Source organism: Streptococcus cristatus (genome assembly GCF_001588905.1).
Taxonomy (GTDB): Bacteria; Bacillota; Bacilli; order Lactobacillales; family Streptococcaceae; genus Streptococcus; species Streptococcus cristatus_N.
Window position 1 is genome coordinate 51,896 of record NZ_LAWH01000005.1, and the last position, 16,890, is coordinate 68,785.

The 16,890-nt window shown below is 43.2% G+C and carries 11 protein-coding genes and 1 pseudogene; 10 read left to right on the forward strand and 2 right to left on the reverse strand.

The window, feature by feature from the left end:
• Positions 1–37: 37 nt before the first annotated feature.
• Together nrdE and nrdH are read right to left on the reverse strand one after the other, a co-directional pair.
• The gene (gene nrdE, locus A0765_RS01135; protein WP_062004190.1) at positions 38–2,197 is read right to left on the reverse strand and encodes a class 1b ribonucleoside-diphosphate reductase subunit alpha; all 2,160 of its coding nucleotides are present in this window, start codon (positions 2,195–2,197) and stop codon (positions 38–40) included.
• 94 nt (positions 2,198–2,291) lie between these two features.
• Positions 2,292–2,510: a glutaredoxin-like protein NrdH gene (gene nrdH / locus A0765_RS01140; RefSeq protein WP_005589588.1), complete on the reverse strand. Its 219-nt coding sequence runs from the start codon at positions 2,508–2,510 to the stop codon at positions 2,292–2,294.
• 442 nt (positions 2,511–2,952) lie between these two features.
• Between nrdH and A0765_RS01145 the strand changes: the two genes are divergently transcribed.
• From A0765_RS01145 to manA, 10 genes and pseudogenes are all read left to right on the forward strand, one after another.
• Positions 2,953–3,216: a phosphocarrier protein HPr gene (locus A0765_RS01145; RefSeq protein ID WP_002896017.1), complete on the forward strand. Its 264-nt coding sequence runs from the start codon at positions 2,953–2,955 to the stop codon at positions 3,214–3,216.
• 4 nt (positions 3,217–3,220) lie between these two features.
• A complete protein-coding gene (gene ptsP / locus A0765_RS01150; protein ID WP_061910896.1) occupies positions 3,221–4,954 on the forward strand; it encodes a phosphoenolpyruvate--protein phosphotransferase in 1,734 nt (577 codons plus the stop codon).
• A gap of 236 nt (positions 4,955–5,190) precedes the next feature.
• Positions 5,191–6,615 carry an NADP-dependent glyceraldehyde-3-phosphate dehydrogenase gene (locus A0765_RS01155; RefSeq protein WP_062004192.1) on the forward strand — a complete coding sequence of 475 codons (1,425 nt, stop codon included), beginning with the start codon at positions 5,191–5,193 and terminating at the stop codon, positions 6,613–6,615.
• A gap of 380 nt (positions 6,616–6,995) precedes the next feature.
• Complete coding sequence (gene glgB, locus A0765_RS01160) at positions 6,996–8,909, forward strand: 1,4-alpha-glucan branching protein GlgB (protein WP_062004194.1); 1,914 nt, start codon at positions 6,996–6,998, stop codon at positions 8,907–8,909.
• A gap of 3 nt (positions 8,910–8,912) precedes the next feature.
• Positions 8,913–10,055 (forward strand): glucose-1-phosphate adenylyltransferase, encoded by a 1,143-nt coding sequence (locus A0765_RS01165; RefSeq protein ID WP_005589595.1) that lies wholly within the window; start codon positions 8,913–8,915, stop codon positions 10,053–10,055.
• Positions 10,045–11,184, forward strand: coding sequence for a glucose-1-phosphate adenylyltransferase subunit GlgD (glgD, locus tag A0765_RS01170; RefSeq protein WP_062004196.1), 1,140 nt, complete (start codon positions 10,045–10,047; stop codon positions 11,182–11,184). Before A0765_RS01165 ends, glgD begins: the two co-directional genes overlap by 11 nt.
• Positions 11,181–12,611, forward strand: coding sequence for a glycogen synthase GlgA (gene glgA, locus A0765_RS01175; RefSeq protein ID WP_062004199.1), 1,431 nt, complete (start codon positions 11,181–11,183; stop codon positions 12,609–12,611). The genes glgD and glgA overlap by 4 nt, the downstream gene beginning before the upstream one ends.
• 133 nt (positions 12,612–12,744) lie before the next feature.
• A pseudogene (locus A0765_RS01180) lies at positions 12,745–15,141 on the forward strand (glycogen/starch/alpha-glucan phosphorylase).
• 142 nt (positions 15,142–15,283) lie between these two features.
• Entirely contained in the window at positions 15,284–15,784 is a 501-nt protein-coding gene (locus tag A0765_RS01185) for a phosphatase PAP2 family protein (protein WP_062004201.1), read from the forward strand.
• Between the two features lie 148 nt (positions 15,785–15,932).
• Positions 15,933–16,874, forward strand: coding sequence for a mannose-6-phosphate isomerase, class I (gene manA, locus A0765_RS01190; protein WP_062004203.1), 942 nt, complete (start codon positions 15,933–15,935; stop codon positions 16,872–16,874).
• The last annotated feature ends 16 nt before the right edge of the window (positions 16,875–16,890 follow it).

Genomic DNA, 16,890 nt, shown 5'->3' on the forward strand with positions numbered 1-16,890 from the left:
TGAATTTAAATGGTGTAGTTTTGTAAATTGTTATTTACTAGATCACACAGCTTTCACATTGGTTAGCGCCTACTTCGCCGCCATCGTCAGTAAAGGTGCGGACGTAGTAGATGGACTTGATGCCCTTGTTGAAGGCGTAGTTACGCAGGATAGAAAGGTCGCGGGTTGTTTGCTTGCTTTCTTTTTTCCATTCGTAGAGGCCTTTTGGAATATCACTGCGCATAAAGAGAGTCAGAGATAGACCTTGGTCCACGTGCTCAGTTGCGGCTGCGTAGACATCGATCACTTTGCGCATATCCATGTCGTAGGCAGAAGTATAGTAAGGAATGGTCTCAGTTGACAAACCTGCCGCAGGATAGTAAATCTTACCGATTTTCTTTTCTTGACGTTCTTCGATCCGTTGAGTAATTGGATGGATTGAAGCAGAAACATCGTTGATGTAGCTGATAGAGCCATTTGGTGCAACGGCTAAGCGATTTTGATGGTAGAGACCGTCAGCCTTGACCTTGTCGCGCAACTCTGCCCAGTCAGCAGCGGTTGGGATAAAGATATCTTTGAAAAGTTCTTTGACACGGTCAGACTTAGGTACAAATTCACCCGTCAGGTATTTGTCAAAGTAAGTGCCGTTAGCATAGTCAGATTTTTCAAAGTTATGGAAGGTTACACCGCGCTCGCGAGCGATATTGTTAGACTCAACCAAGGTCCAGTAGTTCATGAGCATGAAGTAGATGCTAGTGAACTCTACAGCTTCCGCAGATCCATAATCAATCAGTTGTTGCGCCAAATAACTGTGCAGTCCCATAGCTCCCAGACCAAAGGTATGCGCCAGACTGTTACCGTGGTCAATTGAAGGAACGGCTGTAATGTGTGAGCTGTCAGTGACAAAGGTCAAGGCGCGTGTCATAGTCCGGATGGATTTTCCGAAGTCAGGCGAAGTCATCATATTGACGACGTTAGTAGAACCCAAGTTACATGATACATCTGTTCCCAAGTGTAGATACTCTTGTGCATCATTCAAGAGGCTAGGCTCCTGAACTTGCAGGATTTCTGAGCAAAGGTTGCTCATGATGATTTTACCGTCAATTGGATTTGAACGATTAGCTGTATCGATGTTTACGACATAAGGATAGCCAGATTCTTGTTGGAGTTTAGAAATTTCTGTTTCCAAATCACGGGCCTTAATCTTAGTCTTGGTGATCTTAGGATTGGCAACTAGCTCATCGTATTTCTCTGTGATATCGATATAGGCAAATGGCACGCCGTATTCACGTTCGATTGAGTAAGGGCTAAAGAGATACATATCTTCATTCTTGCGCGCTAATTCGTAGAACTTATCTGGAATGACAACACCGAGTGAGAGGGTTTTGACCCGAACTTTTTCGTCAGCATTTTCTTTTTTGGTAGAAAGGAAAGCGATAATATCTGGGTGGAAGACATTGAGATAAACAACCCCAGCTCCCTGACGTTGCCCCAGCTGGTTAGAGTAAGAGAAGCTGTCCTCAAAGAGTTTCATAACAGGCACAACGCCAGATGCAGCTCCCTCATAGCCCTTGATAGGCGCTCCAGCCTCCCGCAGATTGCTGAGGGAAATTCCGACTCCGCCTCCGATACGAGACAATTGCAGGGCGGAGTTGATGGAGCGGCCGATTGAGTTCATATCATCTGTTACTTGGATGAGGAAGCAAGAAACCAATTCGCCACGACGAGCCCGGCCAGCGTTGAGGAAACTTGGTGTAGCCGGTTGGTAGCGCTGGTGGATGATTTCATTTGCGATATCCTTGGCAATGGCTTCATCTCCGTTGGCAAAGTAGAGGGCATTAAAGAGCACCCGATCTTCCATGCCTTCGAGATAATATTCACCATCATTGGTTTTCAGTGCATACTGGTTGTAGAATTTATAGGCAGCCATGAAAGATTTGAACTTGAAATCTTGAGCATGGATAAAAGCAGACAACTCTTCAATATATTCAGGAGAATAGAGTTGGATAAATTCTTTTTCCAAGTAGTTCTCTTCGATTAAATATTGAATTTTTTCAGTAATAGAAGCAAACTTCATCGTGTTTGGTTCAACATTTTCTTTAAAGAAGGCTTCCAAGGCTTCTTTGTCTTTGTGAAGCATGATTTGCCCATTGACTGGACGGTTGATTTCGTTATTTAGACGGAAGTAAGTCACATCTTCTAAGTGTTTGAGTCCCATAATTTTCCTTTTTCTAAAATGTCTTTTGCTTTTACAAAATAAACGGCTCCTACGAATGATAGGAGCGGCAACAAAGCTCTAAATACTGGCGAGATTATGATAATTTTTTAAGTTTACCAGGCTGGAAACCAGAAAATGCTTCAGTTGGTGTTTGAATAACAGGCGCTGCATTGAAACCGAGGCTTTTAACATGGTCGATGTATTCTGGTTGCTCATCAAGGTTGATTTCGCGATATTCTACATTGTTGGTATCAAGAAAACGCTTGGTCATCTTGCATTGAACACAATCGTTTTTAGAGTAAATAGTTACCATTTGATGATTCCTCTATACTTTCATTTTCTTAAATTTTAATCTGAAACTAGTATATCTAAAAGCGAATTCGATGTCAACAGTTTTGAACTAAATATTGTATGATATTTTCTTATAGCATCTATATAGATACAATATATAGTGTATAAAACATCGAAACAAAGAGAAATAACCACAAGAAGTAACAGCGCTTACTGTACTTTAAGAGAAGCTAGACCAAGAAGAATTCATTATAAGGAAGAAAGCCTTGGAACTATTCCGGAAAGAGAGGGAGTTGACGATTGAATCTACTATTTTAAAACAGAATTCATTTTCAAACTCTAACGAAATATTTTGTAAGCGGGCTATAAAATTCTTGAAAAAGATTTCAAAAAGTGATATAATATCAACTTGTAAGGGTTATCACTTTAACTCAAAAAGAATTATTTTAAAGGAGAGTCTAACTATGGCTTCTAAAGATTTCCACATTGTGGCAGAAACAGGTATTCACGCGCGTCCAGCAACATTGTTGGTACAAACAGCTAGCAAATTTGCTTCAGATATCACTCTTGAGTACAAAGGTAAATCAGTAAACCTTAAATCAATCATGGGTGTTATGAGTCTTGGTGTTGGCCAAGGTGCTGACGTTAAAATCTCAGCTGAAGGTGCAGACGCGGATGATGCTATCGCTGCTATCTCAGAAACAATGGAAAAAGAAGGATTGGCATAAGAAAATGACAGAAATGCTTAAAGGAATTGCGGCATCTGATGGTGTTGCTGTTGCTAAGGCATATCTATTAGTTCAACCGGATTTGTCATTTGAGACTGTTTCAGTCGATGATACGAATGCAGAAGAGGCTCGTTTGGATGCAGCTCTTGAAGCTTCACAGAACGAGCTTTCTGTTATCCGTGAGAAAGCAGTAGATAGCCTTGGTGAAGAAGCGGCTCAAGTATTTGACGCTCACTTAATGGTACTCGCTGACCCTGAAATGGTTGGTCAAATCAAAGAAACGATCCGTACTAAGAAAGTAAATGCGGAAGCTGGTCTGAAAGAAGTTACAGACATGTTTATCGCTATTTTTGAAGGTATGGAAGACAATCCATACATGCAAGAACGTGCGGCAGATATTCGTGACGTAACGAAGCGCGTTTTGGCAAACCTTTTGGGCAAGAAATTACCAAATCCAGCTTCTATCAATGAAGAATCAGTTGTCATTGCACATGACTTGACTCCTTCTGATACAGCTCAATTAGACAAGAAATTTGTTAAAGCGTTTGTAACCAATATCGGTGGACGAACAAGCCACTCTGCGATTATGGCGCGTACGCTTGAAATCGCAGCGGTATTGGGAACCAATAATATCACTGAACTCGTTAAAGACGGCGATATCATTGCAGCAAATGGTATCACTGGTGAAGTTATCATTAACCCAACTGAAGAGCAGGCAGCAGCATTCAAGGCAGCTGGTGAAGCTTATGCGAAGCAAAAAGCTGAATGGGCTCTCTTGAAAGATGCTCAAACAGTGACTGCCGATGGCAAACACTTTGAACTCGCTGCTAACATTGGTACACCAAAAGACGTTGAAGGTGTCAATGCAAATGGTGCTGAGGCCGTAGGTCTTTACCGTACAGAATTCCTTTACATGGATTCACAAGACTTCCCAACAGAAGACGAGCAATACGAAGCATACAAGGCTGTACTTGAAGGAATGAATGGTAAACCTGTTGTCGTTCGTACAATGGACATCGGTGGAGATAAGGAGCTTCCTTACTTCGATATGCCGCATGAAATGAATCCATTCCTTGGTTTCCGTGCATTGCGTATCTCTATCTCTGAAACTGGTGACGCTATGTTCCGTACACAAATCCGCGCTCTCTTGCGTGCTTCTGTACATGGACAATTGCGTATCATGTTCCCGATGGTTGCTCTCTTGACAGAATTCCGCAAGGCTAAAGCAGTTTACGAAGAAGAAAAAGCGAAATTGCAAGCGGAAGGAGTTGCTGTAGCGGATAATATCCAAGTAGGTATCATGATTGAAATTCCAGCAGCAGCAATGCTAGCTGATCAATTTGCCAAAGAAGTTGACTTCTTCTCTATCGGTACTAACGACTTGATCCAATATACAATGGCTGCTGACCGCATGAACGAACAAGTTTCATACCTCTACCAACCATACAACCCATCAATCCTTCGCTTGATCAACAACGTTATTAAGGCAGCTCATGCTGAAGGCAAGTGGGCAGGTATGTGTGGAGAAATGGCTGGTGACCAAACAGCTGTGCCGCTTCTTGTCGGAATGGGCTTGGATGAATTCTCTATGAGTGCCACTTCTGTCCTTCGGACTCGTAGCCTTATGAAGAAATTGGATACGAAGAAGATGGAAGAACTTGCACAGCGCGCATTGACTGAATGTGCAACGATGGAAGAAGTTCTTGAACTTGAAAAAGAATATCTTGACTTCGATTAATCTGAAAATTAAGATCAGGAAAATTTTCCTGGTCTTTTTTAGTTTTCTTCAGCGTCATAGTAGACCTAGTGTAGAAAGTGAGACTCGATGAAAAATCGAGAAATATAGCGAGTTAATACGAACAAAAGAAGATGATTCATGAAATTTGTGAAAAATTTCTTTAAATTTATAAAATTTAGTTGAAATTTTCAGAAAATTTGATAAAATGATACTTAATAACATTTTGGAGGGGACATGTGACACAATATAAGAACTATATAAATGGAGAGTGGAGAGCTTCTGAAAATGAAATCACCATCTCATCTCCTATCAATAATGAGATTTTAGGAACTGTTCCTGCGATGAGTCAGGCAGAGGTTGATTATGCGATGGCGAGCGCTCGTGCGGCTTTGCCAGCTTGGCGCGCCCTTTCAGCAGTCGAACGTGCAGCTTATCTGCATAAGGCCGCGGATATTTTGGAGCGCGATCAGGAGAGGATTGGCGAAATCCTTGCAAAAGAAGTTGCCAAGGGTATTAAAGCGGCGATTGGAGAAGTTGTTCGAACAGCAGACTTGATTCGCTATGCGGCCGAAGAGGGAATTCGTATTCATGGCCAGGTTATGGAAGGTGGCGGCTTCGAGGCTGCCAGCAAGAAAAAATTGGCTGTGGTTCGTCGTGAGCCTGTAGGAGTTGTCTTGGCTATCGCGCCATTTAACTACCCAGTCAACCTGTCTGGTTCTAAGATTGCTCCTGCCCTTATCGGTGGAAATGTCGTGATGTTTAAGCCACCTACACAAGGTTCAATTTCTGGTCTGCTCTTGGCTCAGGCTTTTGCTGAGGCTGGTCTGCCTGCTGGTGTTTTCAATACCATCACAGGACGTGGTTCAGAAATTGGGGACTATATCATTGAGCATAAGGAAGTAAATTACATAAACTTTACTGGCTCCACTCCAATCGGTGAGCGCATCGGTAAGTTAGCTGGTATGCGTCCAATCATGTTAGAATTGGGTGGTAAGGATGCTGCAGTCGTGCTGGAAGATGCTGACTTGGAACATGCAGCTAAGCAGATTGTTGGCGGGGCATACAGTTATTCCGGTCAGCGCTGTACGGCTATTAAACGTGTCATTGTCATGGAGAGCGTGGCAGATAAATTAGCGGCGCTGATTAAGGCAGAGGTAGAGAAACTGACGGTTGGGGATCCCTTTGATAATGCGGATATCACACCAGTCATTGATAACGCATCAGCAGATTTCATCTGGGGCTTGATTGAAGATGCTCAAGAAAAAGGGGCGTCAGCCTTGACAGAAATCAAACGTGAAGCAAATCTCATCTGGCCTGCCTTGTTTGACCATGTGACACTGGATATGAAATTAGCTTGGGAAGAGCCATTTGGTCCTGTTCTTCCGATTATTCGTGTGACTTCCGTTGAAGAGGCTATTCAGATCTGTAACCAGTCAGAGTTCGGTCTTCAATCCTCAGTCTTTACAAATGATTTTCCGAAAGCATTTGAAATTGCTGAAAAACTGGAAGTGGGTACTGTACATATCAATAATAAGACCCAACGTGGTCCAGATAACTTCCCATTCCTTGGTGTTAAGGGATCTGGAGCAGGAGTGCAAGGGATTCGTTACAGTATCGAAGCGATGACACAAGTGAAATCCATCGTGTTTGATGTGAAATAATGAGAAAGGCGGCTTTGTGCGGCCTTTTTTCTTACCTTGATGAACTTGTAATTCTATAACAAGTGTTCGAACAATATAAAAATAAGCAAGTGTTTATATTTTTGATTACTTATCATTTTAAAATGTAAATTTACATATTGGTCTATACAAATTTTAACCGTTTTATCTTTAATTTTATATCAAATAATTCAGGTAAAAGCCTGTAGAATCAGTATTTCATGAGATCTTCTTCAACGATCTATTGATATAGCAACTCATTCTTTTGAAGAAATTGGGCTTTTGAAATTTTTGAGATAGTTTTTGGAAATTTACTTGAAAAATATAAGAAAATGGGGTAAAATAGAAACATAGAAAACGCTTACAAATAGAAAGGTGACTAAATGGACAAAAAAGAAGCATTAAGAACCTTTACAACAGGTGAAAACTTTCATTTGCAGCATTATTTGGGAGTGCATCAGGATGTGGTGGATGGCAAGGCTGGCTACACCTTTAGAGTTTGGGCTCCAAATGCGCAGAATGTGCATCTGATTGGAGATTTCACCAATTGGTATGGAGAGCAGATTCCTATGACTCGCAATGAAGGCGGTGTATGGGAAGTCTTCACGGATTTGCCTAAGGAAGGAGATATTTACAAGTACAATATTAAACGCAGTAGCGGTCAGGAAATCTTGAAAATTGATCCGCTGGCTATCTATTTGGAAGAGCGCCCAGGTACGGGAGCTATTGTTCGGACTATTCCAGAGAAGAAGTGGCAAGATGGACTTTGGCTGGCTCGGAGAAAGCGTTGGGGCTTTTTCTCAAGACCGGTCAATATCTATGAAGTGCATGCTGGATCTTGGAAACGCAATCCTGACGGTAGTCCATACTCTATGGCTCAGCTTAAGGAGGAGTTGATTCCTTATCTGGTCGAAATGAACTATACACACGTTGAGTTCATGCCGCTCATGGCGCATCCTTTGGGACTCAGCTGGGGCTACCAGCTTATGGGTTACTTTGCCTTTGAACATACTTATGGAACGCCAGAGGAATTTCAGGACTTTGTCGAAGAATGTCACTTAAATAATATTGGTGTCATTGTGGACTGGGTTCCAGGTCACTTTACCATCAATGACGATGCCTTGGCCTACTATGATGGAACACCAACCTTTGAGTACCAGGATCATGACCGAGCTCACAACTATGGCTGGGGTGCCTTGAATTTTGACCTAGGAAAAAATGAAGTGCAATCCTTCTTGATCTCTAGCATCAAGTTCTGGATTGATTTCTATCATCTAGATGGGGTTCGTGTAGATGCGGTTAGTAACATGCTCTATCTAGACTATGATAGTGGTCCTTGGCAGCCAAACAAGGATGGCGGTAATCGTAACTATGAAGGCTACTATTTCTTGCAGCGTTTGAATACAGTTATCAAGCTGGCTCATCCAGATGTTATGATGATTGCTGAAGAGAGCTCGTCCGAAACCAAGATTACAGGCATGAGAGAGATGGGCGGTTTGGGCTTTGACTTCAAGTGGAATATGGGCTGGATGAACGATATTCTCCGTTTCTATGAAGAAGACCCGATTTATCGCAAGTACGATTTTAATCTGGTGACCTTCAGCTTTATGTATGCTTTTTCTGAAAATTTCCTCTTGCCTTTCTCTCACGACGAAGTCGTTCATGGTAAGAAGAGCATGATGCATAAGATGTGGGGTGACCGCTACAATCAATTTGCTGGTCTCCGCAACCTCTTGACCTATCAAATCTGCCATCCAGGCAAGAAACTGCTCTTTATGGGTTCAGAATTTGGTCAATTCCTAGAGTGGAAGTCAGAAGAGCAGCTGGAATGGTCAAATCTGGACGATCAGATGAACAAGCAGATGCAAACCTTCACTTCTGCTCTCAACGCCTTTTATCGAGATAATCGTCCGCTTTGGGAGATTGATCTTAGCTACGATGGCATCGAAATCATCGATGCAGACAATACCGATCAGAGCGTCCTTTCCTTTATCCGTAAGACAGAAAAAGGAGATATGTTAGTCTGTGTATTCAACATGGTGCCAGTAGAGCGCAAAAACTTTACCATTGGTGTGCCAGTGGCAGCCGTTTATGAAGAAGTATGGAATACTGAATTAGAGAAATGGGGAGGTGTTTGGAAAGAACACAACGAAACAGTTCAGTCTCAAGAGGGACTATGGAAAGATTATCCGCAGACCTTGACCTTTACGCTACCAGCTTTGGGAGCAAGTATTTGGAAAATCAAGCGTCGTGTGAATGTTCGTAAAAATGCTAAAAAAGATTCCACAAAGGAGTAGGATATGAAGAATGAAATGCTAGCTTTGATTCTTGCCGGTGGGCAAGGAACTCGTCTTGGAAAGCTCACACAAAGTATTGCGAAACCAGCAGTACAGTTTGGTGGTCGTTATCGTATTATTGATTTCGCGCTGTCAAATTGTGCCAACTCTGGGATTAACAATGTCGGTGTGATTACCCAGTACCAACCACTTGCTTTGAACAGTCACATCGGGAACGGTTCAAGCTGGGGCTTAGATGGTATCAATACAGGTGTATCCATTCTTCAGCCTTACTCTGCCAGTGAAGGAAATCGTTGGTTTGAGGGAACAAGCCACGCTATTTTCCAAAATATTGACTATATCGACAGTATCAATCCTGAATATGTTTTAATCCTATCTGGTGACCATATCTACAAGATGGACTACGATGATATGCTCCAATCCCACAAGGATAACAGCGCTAGTTTGACGGTTGCTGTCTTGGATGTACCTCTCAAGGAGGCCAGCCGTTTTGGTATCATGAATACCGATGCTAACAATCGGATCGTTGAATTTGAAGAAAAACCAGAAAATCCTAAATCAACCAAGGCCTCTATGGGAATCTATATCTTTGACTGGCAACGTCTCCGTAATATGCTGATTGCTGCTGAAAAGAGCAATGTAGATATGTCCGACTTTGGTAAAAATGTTATCCCTAACTATCTTGAATCTGGCGAAAGCGTTTATGCTTACGAATTTAACGGCTACTGGAAAGACGTTGGTACGATTGAGTCACTTTGGGAAGCTAATATGGAATACATTAGTCCAGAAAATGCTTTAGATAGTCGTGACCGTCAGTGGAAAATTTACTCACGTAACTTGATTTCACCACCAAACTACCTTGGTGCAAATGCTCATGTTGAAGATTCTTTGGTAGTTGACGGCTGTTTTGTGGATGGAACTGTTAAGCATTCTATTCTTTCAACAGGCGCTCAAGTTCGTGAGGGTGCAGAAGTCATTGATTCTGTCATTATGAGTGGCGCTATTATTGGCCAAGGAGCTAAGATTAAACGTGCGATCATTGGTGAGGGCGCTGTTATTTCTGATGGTGTAGAGATTGACGGAACAGATGAAGTGCAAGTAGTCGGATATAATGAAAAAGTGGGGGTACCAACAGATGAAGATTGATAAATATTCAGCGATTTTAGGAAATACGGTCGGTTTCCACGACATGTCAACCTTAACAGAACATCGTCCAGTTGCCAGTTTGCCATTTGGTGGGAAATACCGTTTGATTGACTTCCCCCTTTCTAGCCTTGCTAATGCTGGCGTTCGTAGCGTCTTTGGTATCTTCCAGCAGGACAATATTAGTTCTGTATTTGACCATATTCGTTCAGGTCGTGAGTGGGGCTTGTCTACACTTTTGAGTCACTACTATCTAGGCATTTACAATACTCGTGTAGAAAGTAGTACAGTTGGTAAGGAATATTATGAACAGTTATTGACTTATTTGAAGCGCTCAGGCTCTAACCAAACTGTAGCCCTGAACTGTGATGTGTTGATCAACATTGACCTAAATCAGGTCTTCCACTTACATAACACAACCCAGCAACCGATGACAGTGGTTTACAAGAAATTGCCATCTAAAGATATTTCAGATGTCAATGCAGTTCTGCAAGTCAGTGAAACAGACCATGTCCTAGGACATAAGCTGCATAGTGATAGAGACGAGGGCGAGCTTTTCAATATGTCTACAGATATTTTTGTAGTAGATACGCCGTGGTTGATTGAAAAATTGGAAGAAGAAGCCCAAAAAGAATTCCCACAAAAGCTACGCTATGTTCTTCGAGACTTGGCAGCTGAAGTTGGAGCTTTTGCTTATGAGTACACAGGCTATTTGGCAAATATCTACTCTGTTGATTCATACTATAAAGCTAACATTGACATGCTTGATCGGCAGAAATTCTACTCTCTCTTCTCACCAAATCACAAGATTTATACGAAGGTGAAAAATGAAGAGCCGACTTACTATGCAACTACATCAAAAGTAAATCGCTCTCAGTTTGCGTCAGGTAGTATTGTAGAAGGTGAAGTTGTAAACTCTGTTATTTCGCGGAATACAAGAATTTTAGCGGGTAGCAGTGTCAAAGATAGTCTCCTCTTCCCACGCGTCGTCGTTGGAAAAAATGCAGTGGTAGAATATGCAATTGTGGACAAGGGCGTTGAGATTGCTGAAGGAGTTGTCGTTCGAGGGACAGCTGAACATCCAGTTGTACTGAAGAAAGGTCAAAAAGTTACAGAGGACATCGTTTCATGAAAATTTTATTTGTAGCAGCAGAAGGAGCACCTTTTTCCAAGACGGGTGGTTTGGGGGACGTTATCGGCGCCCTCCCCAAATCCTTGGTCAAAGCTGGCCATGAAGTTGGGGTTATTCTGCCATATTATGACATGACGGATGCTAAATTTGGTGATCAAGTTGAAGACCTCTTCTCCTTTGAAGTCAGTGTCGGTTGGCGTCGGGAGTATGTCGGTGTCAAAAAGATTGAGTTAGAAGGTGTGAACTTCTACTTTATCGATAATCAGCATTATTTCTTCCGTGGACATGTCTATGGTGATTTTGATGACGGCGAACGTTTTGCCTATTTCCAATTAGCAGCAATTGAACTGATGGAGCGCATTGACTTTATTCCAGATGTTCTCCATGCGCACGACTACCATACAGCTATGATTCCTTTCTTGGTCAAGGAAAAATATCGCTGGATTCAGGCCTATAACAACATCAAGACAGTGCTGACTATTCATAATTTAGAGTTTCAGGGACAATTTTCGGATAGTATGCTTTGGGAACTCTTTGGTGTCGGCTATGAACGTTATGCGGATGGCACTCTCCGTTGGAATGACTGTCTCAACTGGATGAAAGCGGGCATTCTCTATGCGGATCGCGTGACAACTGTTTCACCGAGCTATGCCAACGAAATTCGGACAGCTGAGTTTGGCTGCGGTCTGGATCAGGTTCTTCGGATGGAGTCTGGCAAGCTGGTCGGTATTGTCAATGGTATCGATACAGATATCTACAATCCAGAAACCGATAAATTGCTGGCTTACCACTTTAATAAAGATGATTTGACTGGGAAATTGGAAAACAAACGAGCTCTTCAAGCAAAAGTCGGCTTGCCAGTTCGGGATGATGTTCCTGTCGTTGGTATCGTCTCTCGATTGACACGTCAAAAAGGTTTTGATTTGGTGGTGGAAGAGTTGCATAATCTGCTTCAGGAAGATGTGCAAATTGTGCTACTTGGAACAGGTGATCCTGCATTTGAACGGGCCTTCGCTTGGTTTGGCCAGGCTTATCCTGAAAAATTGTCCGCTAATATCCTTTTTGATGTTACTTTGGCTCAGGAAATCTATGCGGCTAGTGATATTTTCCTTATGCCGAGCCGCTTTGAACCTTGCGGTCTATCTCAGATGATGTCCATGCGTTACGGTACACTGCCACTGGTTCACGAGGTTGGTGGTTTGCGCGATACGGTTGAACCTTTCAATGTCTATAGTGGACAGGGAACAGGCTTTAGCTTCAATAACTTCTCTGGTTATTGGCTGACATGGACTTTCAAAGAAGCCCTCAATCTTTACTGGCATGACCGAGAAGCTTGGCGTAGTCTGCAAACTCAGGCTATGGAAAGAGATTTCTCTTGGGATACAGCTAGTCGAGCATACAGTGATTTATATGAGTCACTGCTCTAATATGTTGCATTAGAACAGCAATCCTCTCTTGTTTCTAACAAGAGAGGATTTGTCGCGTAAGTGGTCTTTCTCATGTTGACATCTTATCCAGACGGATGCTTTTCCCTAAAAGAAAGGAAGTTGATTGGTAAAAATGGAATTAAATAAAGAACAGTTTATCCGAGATTTCAAGGATACTTTGCACGAACGACAGCTGATTAAGATTGCGGATGCTACAGCAGCCGAGCTTTTTCAAGCCCTCGCTAGTACCATTCGTAAATATATCACGCCACTGTGGCTGGAGCGCCGCAATAAACTCGTGGAACAGCAGCAAAAAACAGCCTATTATTTCTCAATTGAGTTTCTGCCGGGACGTATGCTGGAAACCAACCTGCTCAATTTAGGTATTCTTGATACGGTCAAGGAAAGCTTTGCTGAGTTAGGAGTTGACTTTGAGGATGTAAAAAATGCTGAGCACGACATGGCTTTGGGAAATGGGGGCCTTGGTCGCTTGGCAGCAGCCTTCATGGACTCGCTAGCTACAACTGGCTATCCAGGTTTTGGAAATGGGATTCGCTATCGCTACGGTCTTTTCAAGCAGAGAATCGTAGATGGCTATCAGGTCGAGATTCCAGATGATTGGTTTGGTAGTCTAGGCAATGTCTGGGAAACCCGTAAGGATCACGGCATTGTGGATGTCAAGATCTTTGGCAATGTTTACCTCCGTGCCAATGAAGAAGGCCGCATTGTTCCGGTTTATGAGCATTCTAAAACCTTGCGTGCTGTGCCTTATGACGTGCCTCAGATTGGCTTTGGCAATGACAATATCAATAATCTCCGTCTTTGGGATGTTGAAATTCCAGAAGAGTATGAATTGGACTATCCGACTATTGAAGCCCGTCGGCGGGTGCAGGACATCACTGCCATTCTCTATCCAGACGATTCTAGTTACGAAGGAAAAGAACTGCGCCTGATTCAGGAATACTTCATGACCAGCGCAGGGCTGTAAACCATTATCAAATCCTACCTTAAGCAAGGTCGTCCGCTCAAGGATATTCATGAGAAGGTCTCTGTCCATATCAACGATACCCACCCAGCAGTTGCGCCAGCTGAGTTTATGCGTCTTTTGCTAGATGAATATGGTCTCGAGTGGGCAGATGCTTGGAACACAACGGTTAAGACCATGAGCTACACCAACCATACCATTTTGTCAGAAGCCTTGGAAAAATGGGATGCGGAGCTCTTTAAGAATGTCCTGCCGCGGGTTTATCAAATCATCCTAGAAATTGACAATCGCTATGTGGCTGAAATGGCTGGACGTGGACTTGATCCGCAAGTCATCGAAAACACTCGAATTGTCAAGGACAATCAAGTCCACATGGCCCACTTGGCTATCATCGGTGGGCATTCAATCAATGGTGTTGCTAAACTCCACACCGAATTGCTCAAAGAAGATACATTGCGTGATTTCTACAGCATTTATCCAGAGAAGTTTAATAACAAGACCAATGGGATTATCCAGCGTCGCTGGCTGCAAATTGCGGATGAGCCTTTATCGGCTAAGATTGATAAGCTGATTGGTAAGGGCTGGAGAAGTGATATCCATGAGCTGCGCAAGCTTTTGGAATTCAAGGACAATCAGCAAGTGCTGGGCGATTTCTACCGAGTGAAGCAAGAAGCCAAGGCTCGTCTGGCTGACTTCATCAAGGAATCAACAGGAGTAGAAGTTTCTACAGAAGCTATCTTTGATGTCCAGGTGAAACGCCTCCACGCTTATAAGCGTCAGCTGCTCAACCTGCTTCATATCATCAAGCTCTACTGGGACCTCAAGGACAATCCTGATAAGGACATGGTACCGCGCGTCTTTATCTTCGGTGCCAAGGCTGCTCCAGGCTACCACTTTGCTAAGTCTGTTATCAAGCTGATCAATGAAGTGGCCAATCTGGTCAACAAGGATGAAAGCCTGCAAGGTAAACTCAAGGTTGTTTTCCTAGAAAACTACCGGGTCAGCTTGGCTGAGCTCATCATTCCTGCGGCAGATGTATCTGAGCAGATTTCTCTGGCTTCCAAGGAAGCTTCTGGTACTTCCAACATGAAGTTCATGATGACAGGTGCTATTACCCTAGCTACACTGGATGGAGCCAATATCGAAATCAAGGACGAGGTCGGTGACGACAACATTGTCATCTTTGGGATGGACAAGGACCAAGTTTACGAGCATTATGCCCGCCACGATTACTACTCACGTGGTATCTATGAAAGTAATCCAGACATTCGCCGAGTGGTCGATACCTTTGTCAACGGTACCATTCCAAACGTTCGTGAAGAAGGCTCTGAAATCTACGAAGTCCTCATCACCCACAATGATGAATACTTCCTCTTGGAAGACTTCCATGCCTACGTGGAAGCTCAAGAGAAGATTGATGCCCTCTATCGTGACAAAGAAAAATGGGCCCGCATGAGCTTGATCAACATCGCTACATCTGACAAGTTCACCTCAGATGATACCATTGAGCAATATGCCAAGGAAATCTGGAACTTGGAGAAATAATACGTTTCAGAAAACATGAACACTAAGAGATTGGGGTTTGGGTCTCAGTCTCTTTTGCTATCCATCTACCATCTTGTCTAGAAATATGCTATAGTAGAGAAAGTATGAGAATTCAACTTTTTAAAAAGCAGGGTAAGCAAGCATGAAAGACTACACGATTTTTTATCAACAATTAACGGCTCCCTTTCGCAGTCGTCCTAGGATAGTGAAAGGGATGGCCTATTTTAATAGGGGGATGACTGTTTTTATACCTCTAGTGTATGGATTGGTCTTGATTGATGCCTTTCTGATGGAGGGTTGGAAAGGCTTGCTTACTTTTTTCTTCTTACCAGCTATTGGATTTGGTCTCTTATCAGCGATTCGTAAACGGCTGAATCAAGCACGCCCTTACGAAAAATGGGCTATTCAGCCTTTGCTGGCCAAGGATACATCAGGCAGGTCTATGCCCAGTCGCCATGTTTTTTCGGCGACAGTGATTTCTATGTGCTTGCTCTACTTTTTCTGGCTGCCGGGGCTTATCTGCCTCTTGCTTTCGGCAGGGTTGGCCGCAGTGCGCGTGATTGGCGGAGTGCACTATCCAAAGGATGTGCTAGTCGGCTATCTTTGCGGCATTTGCTGGGGAGCTTTAATCTTTTTATTATAAATGTCTGGCGAGAGCCAGATTTCTCCTTGTAAAGTAAGGTAGGAGTAGACAAAGTACCCGAGTCTATATTATAATGTAAGCAGTACCAAACTTTTATCATCAAGGAATGCCTGATTTTGGAAGATGAAAAATATGTAAGGAGACTATTATGTCAGAACCGTTATTTCTAGAGTCTGTGATGCAGGAGAAGATTTGGGGTGGCACCAAGCTGCGTGATGTTTTTGGCTATGAAATCCCCAGCGACCATGTGGGAGAGTATTGGGCAATTTCGGCTCATCCTAATGGCGTGTCAACCGTCAAGAATGGTCGATTTGCCGGTCAGAAGTTAGATGTTCTCTATGCCGAACACCGTGAGCTCTTTGGGAATCGCCCCGAGCCAGTCTTTCCGCTTTTGACAAAGATTTTGGATGCCAATGACTGGCTCAGCGTTCAAGTCCATCCAGATGATGCCTATGGATTAGAGCACGAAGGAGAGCTTGGCAAGACAGAATGCTGGTATGTTATCGCTGCAGACGAAGGGGCAGAGATTATCTACGGTCATAATGCCCAGAGCAAGGAAGAGCTGCGCCAGCAAATCGAGAGCAAGGACTGGGATCATCTTTTGACCAAAATTCCGGTCAAGTCTGGTGACTTTTTCTATGTGCCAAGTGGCACCATGCATGCTATTGGCTCAGGCATTCTGATTTTGGAGACTCAGCAGTCTAGCGATACCACTTATCGGGTCTATGACTTTGATCGTAAGGACGATGCTGGCAATCTTCGTGAGTTGCATTTGGAGCAATCGATTGATGTTCTGACTATCGGCGAGCCTGCTAATAGCCGTCCCGTTACCATTCAGGCAGACGATTTGACCTCTACTCTTTTGGTGGCCAATGACTTCTTTGCTGTTTACAAGTGGGACATTGCTGGTTCTGTTGAATTTAAAAAGACAGTAGATTACAGCCTGTTCAGTATCTTGGAAGGTGCTGGTGAGCTGACAGTAGATGAATCAGTGTATCCAATCGAAAAAGGCTCTCATTTCATCCTGCCGAGCGATGTTACAGAGTGGACCTTGTCTGGTGACTTGCAACTGATTGTCAGCCATCCATAGTGAAAAAATACATAGA

What these genes read in the sequence shown, in the direction of transcription:
- nrdE (WP_062004190.1), bottom strand. Translation starts at nt 2,197, where the DNA reads ATGGGACTCAAACACTTAGAAGATGTGACTTACTTCCGTCTAAATAAC.
- nrdH (WP_005589588.1), bottom strand. Translation starts at nt 2,510, where the DNA reads ATGGTAACTATTTACTCTAAAAACGATTGTGTTCAATGCAAGATGACC.
- A0765_RS01145 (WP_002896017.1), top strand. Translation starts at nt 2,953, where the DNA reads ATGGCTTCTAAAGATTTCCACATTGTGGCAGAAACAGGTATTCACGCG.
- ptsP (WP_061910896.1), top strand. Translation starts at nt 3,221, where the DNA reads ATGACAGAAATGCTTAAAGGAATTGCGGCATCTGATGGTGTTGCTGTT.
- glgB (WP_062004194.1), top strand. Translation starts at nt 6,996, where the DNA reads ATGGACAAAAAAGAAGCATTAAGAACCTTTACAACAGGTGAAAACTTT.
- A0765_RS01165 (WP_005589595.1), top strand. Translation starts at nt 8,913, where the DNA reads ATGAAGAATGAAATGCTAGCTTTGATTCTTGCCGGTGGGCAAGGAACT.
- glgD (WP_062004196.1), top strand. Translation starts at nt 10,045, where the DNA reads ATGAAGATTGATAAATATTCAGCGATTTTAGGAAATACGGTCGGTTTC.
- glgA (WP_062004199.1), top strand. Translation starts at nt 11,181, where the DNA reads ATGAAAATTTTATTTGTAGCAGCAGAAGGAGCACCTTTTTCCAAGACG.
- A0765_RS01185 (WP_062004201.1), top strand. Translation starts at nt 15,284, where the DNA reads ATGAAAGACTACACGATTTTTTATCAACAATTAACGGCTCCCTTTCGC.
- manA (WP_062004203.1), top strand. Translation starts at nt 15,933, where the DNA reads ATGTCAGAACCGTTATTTCTAGAGTCTGTGATGCAGGAGAAGATTTGG.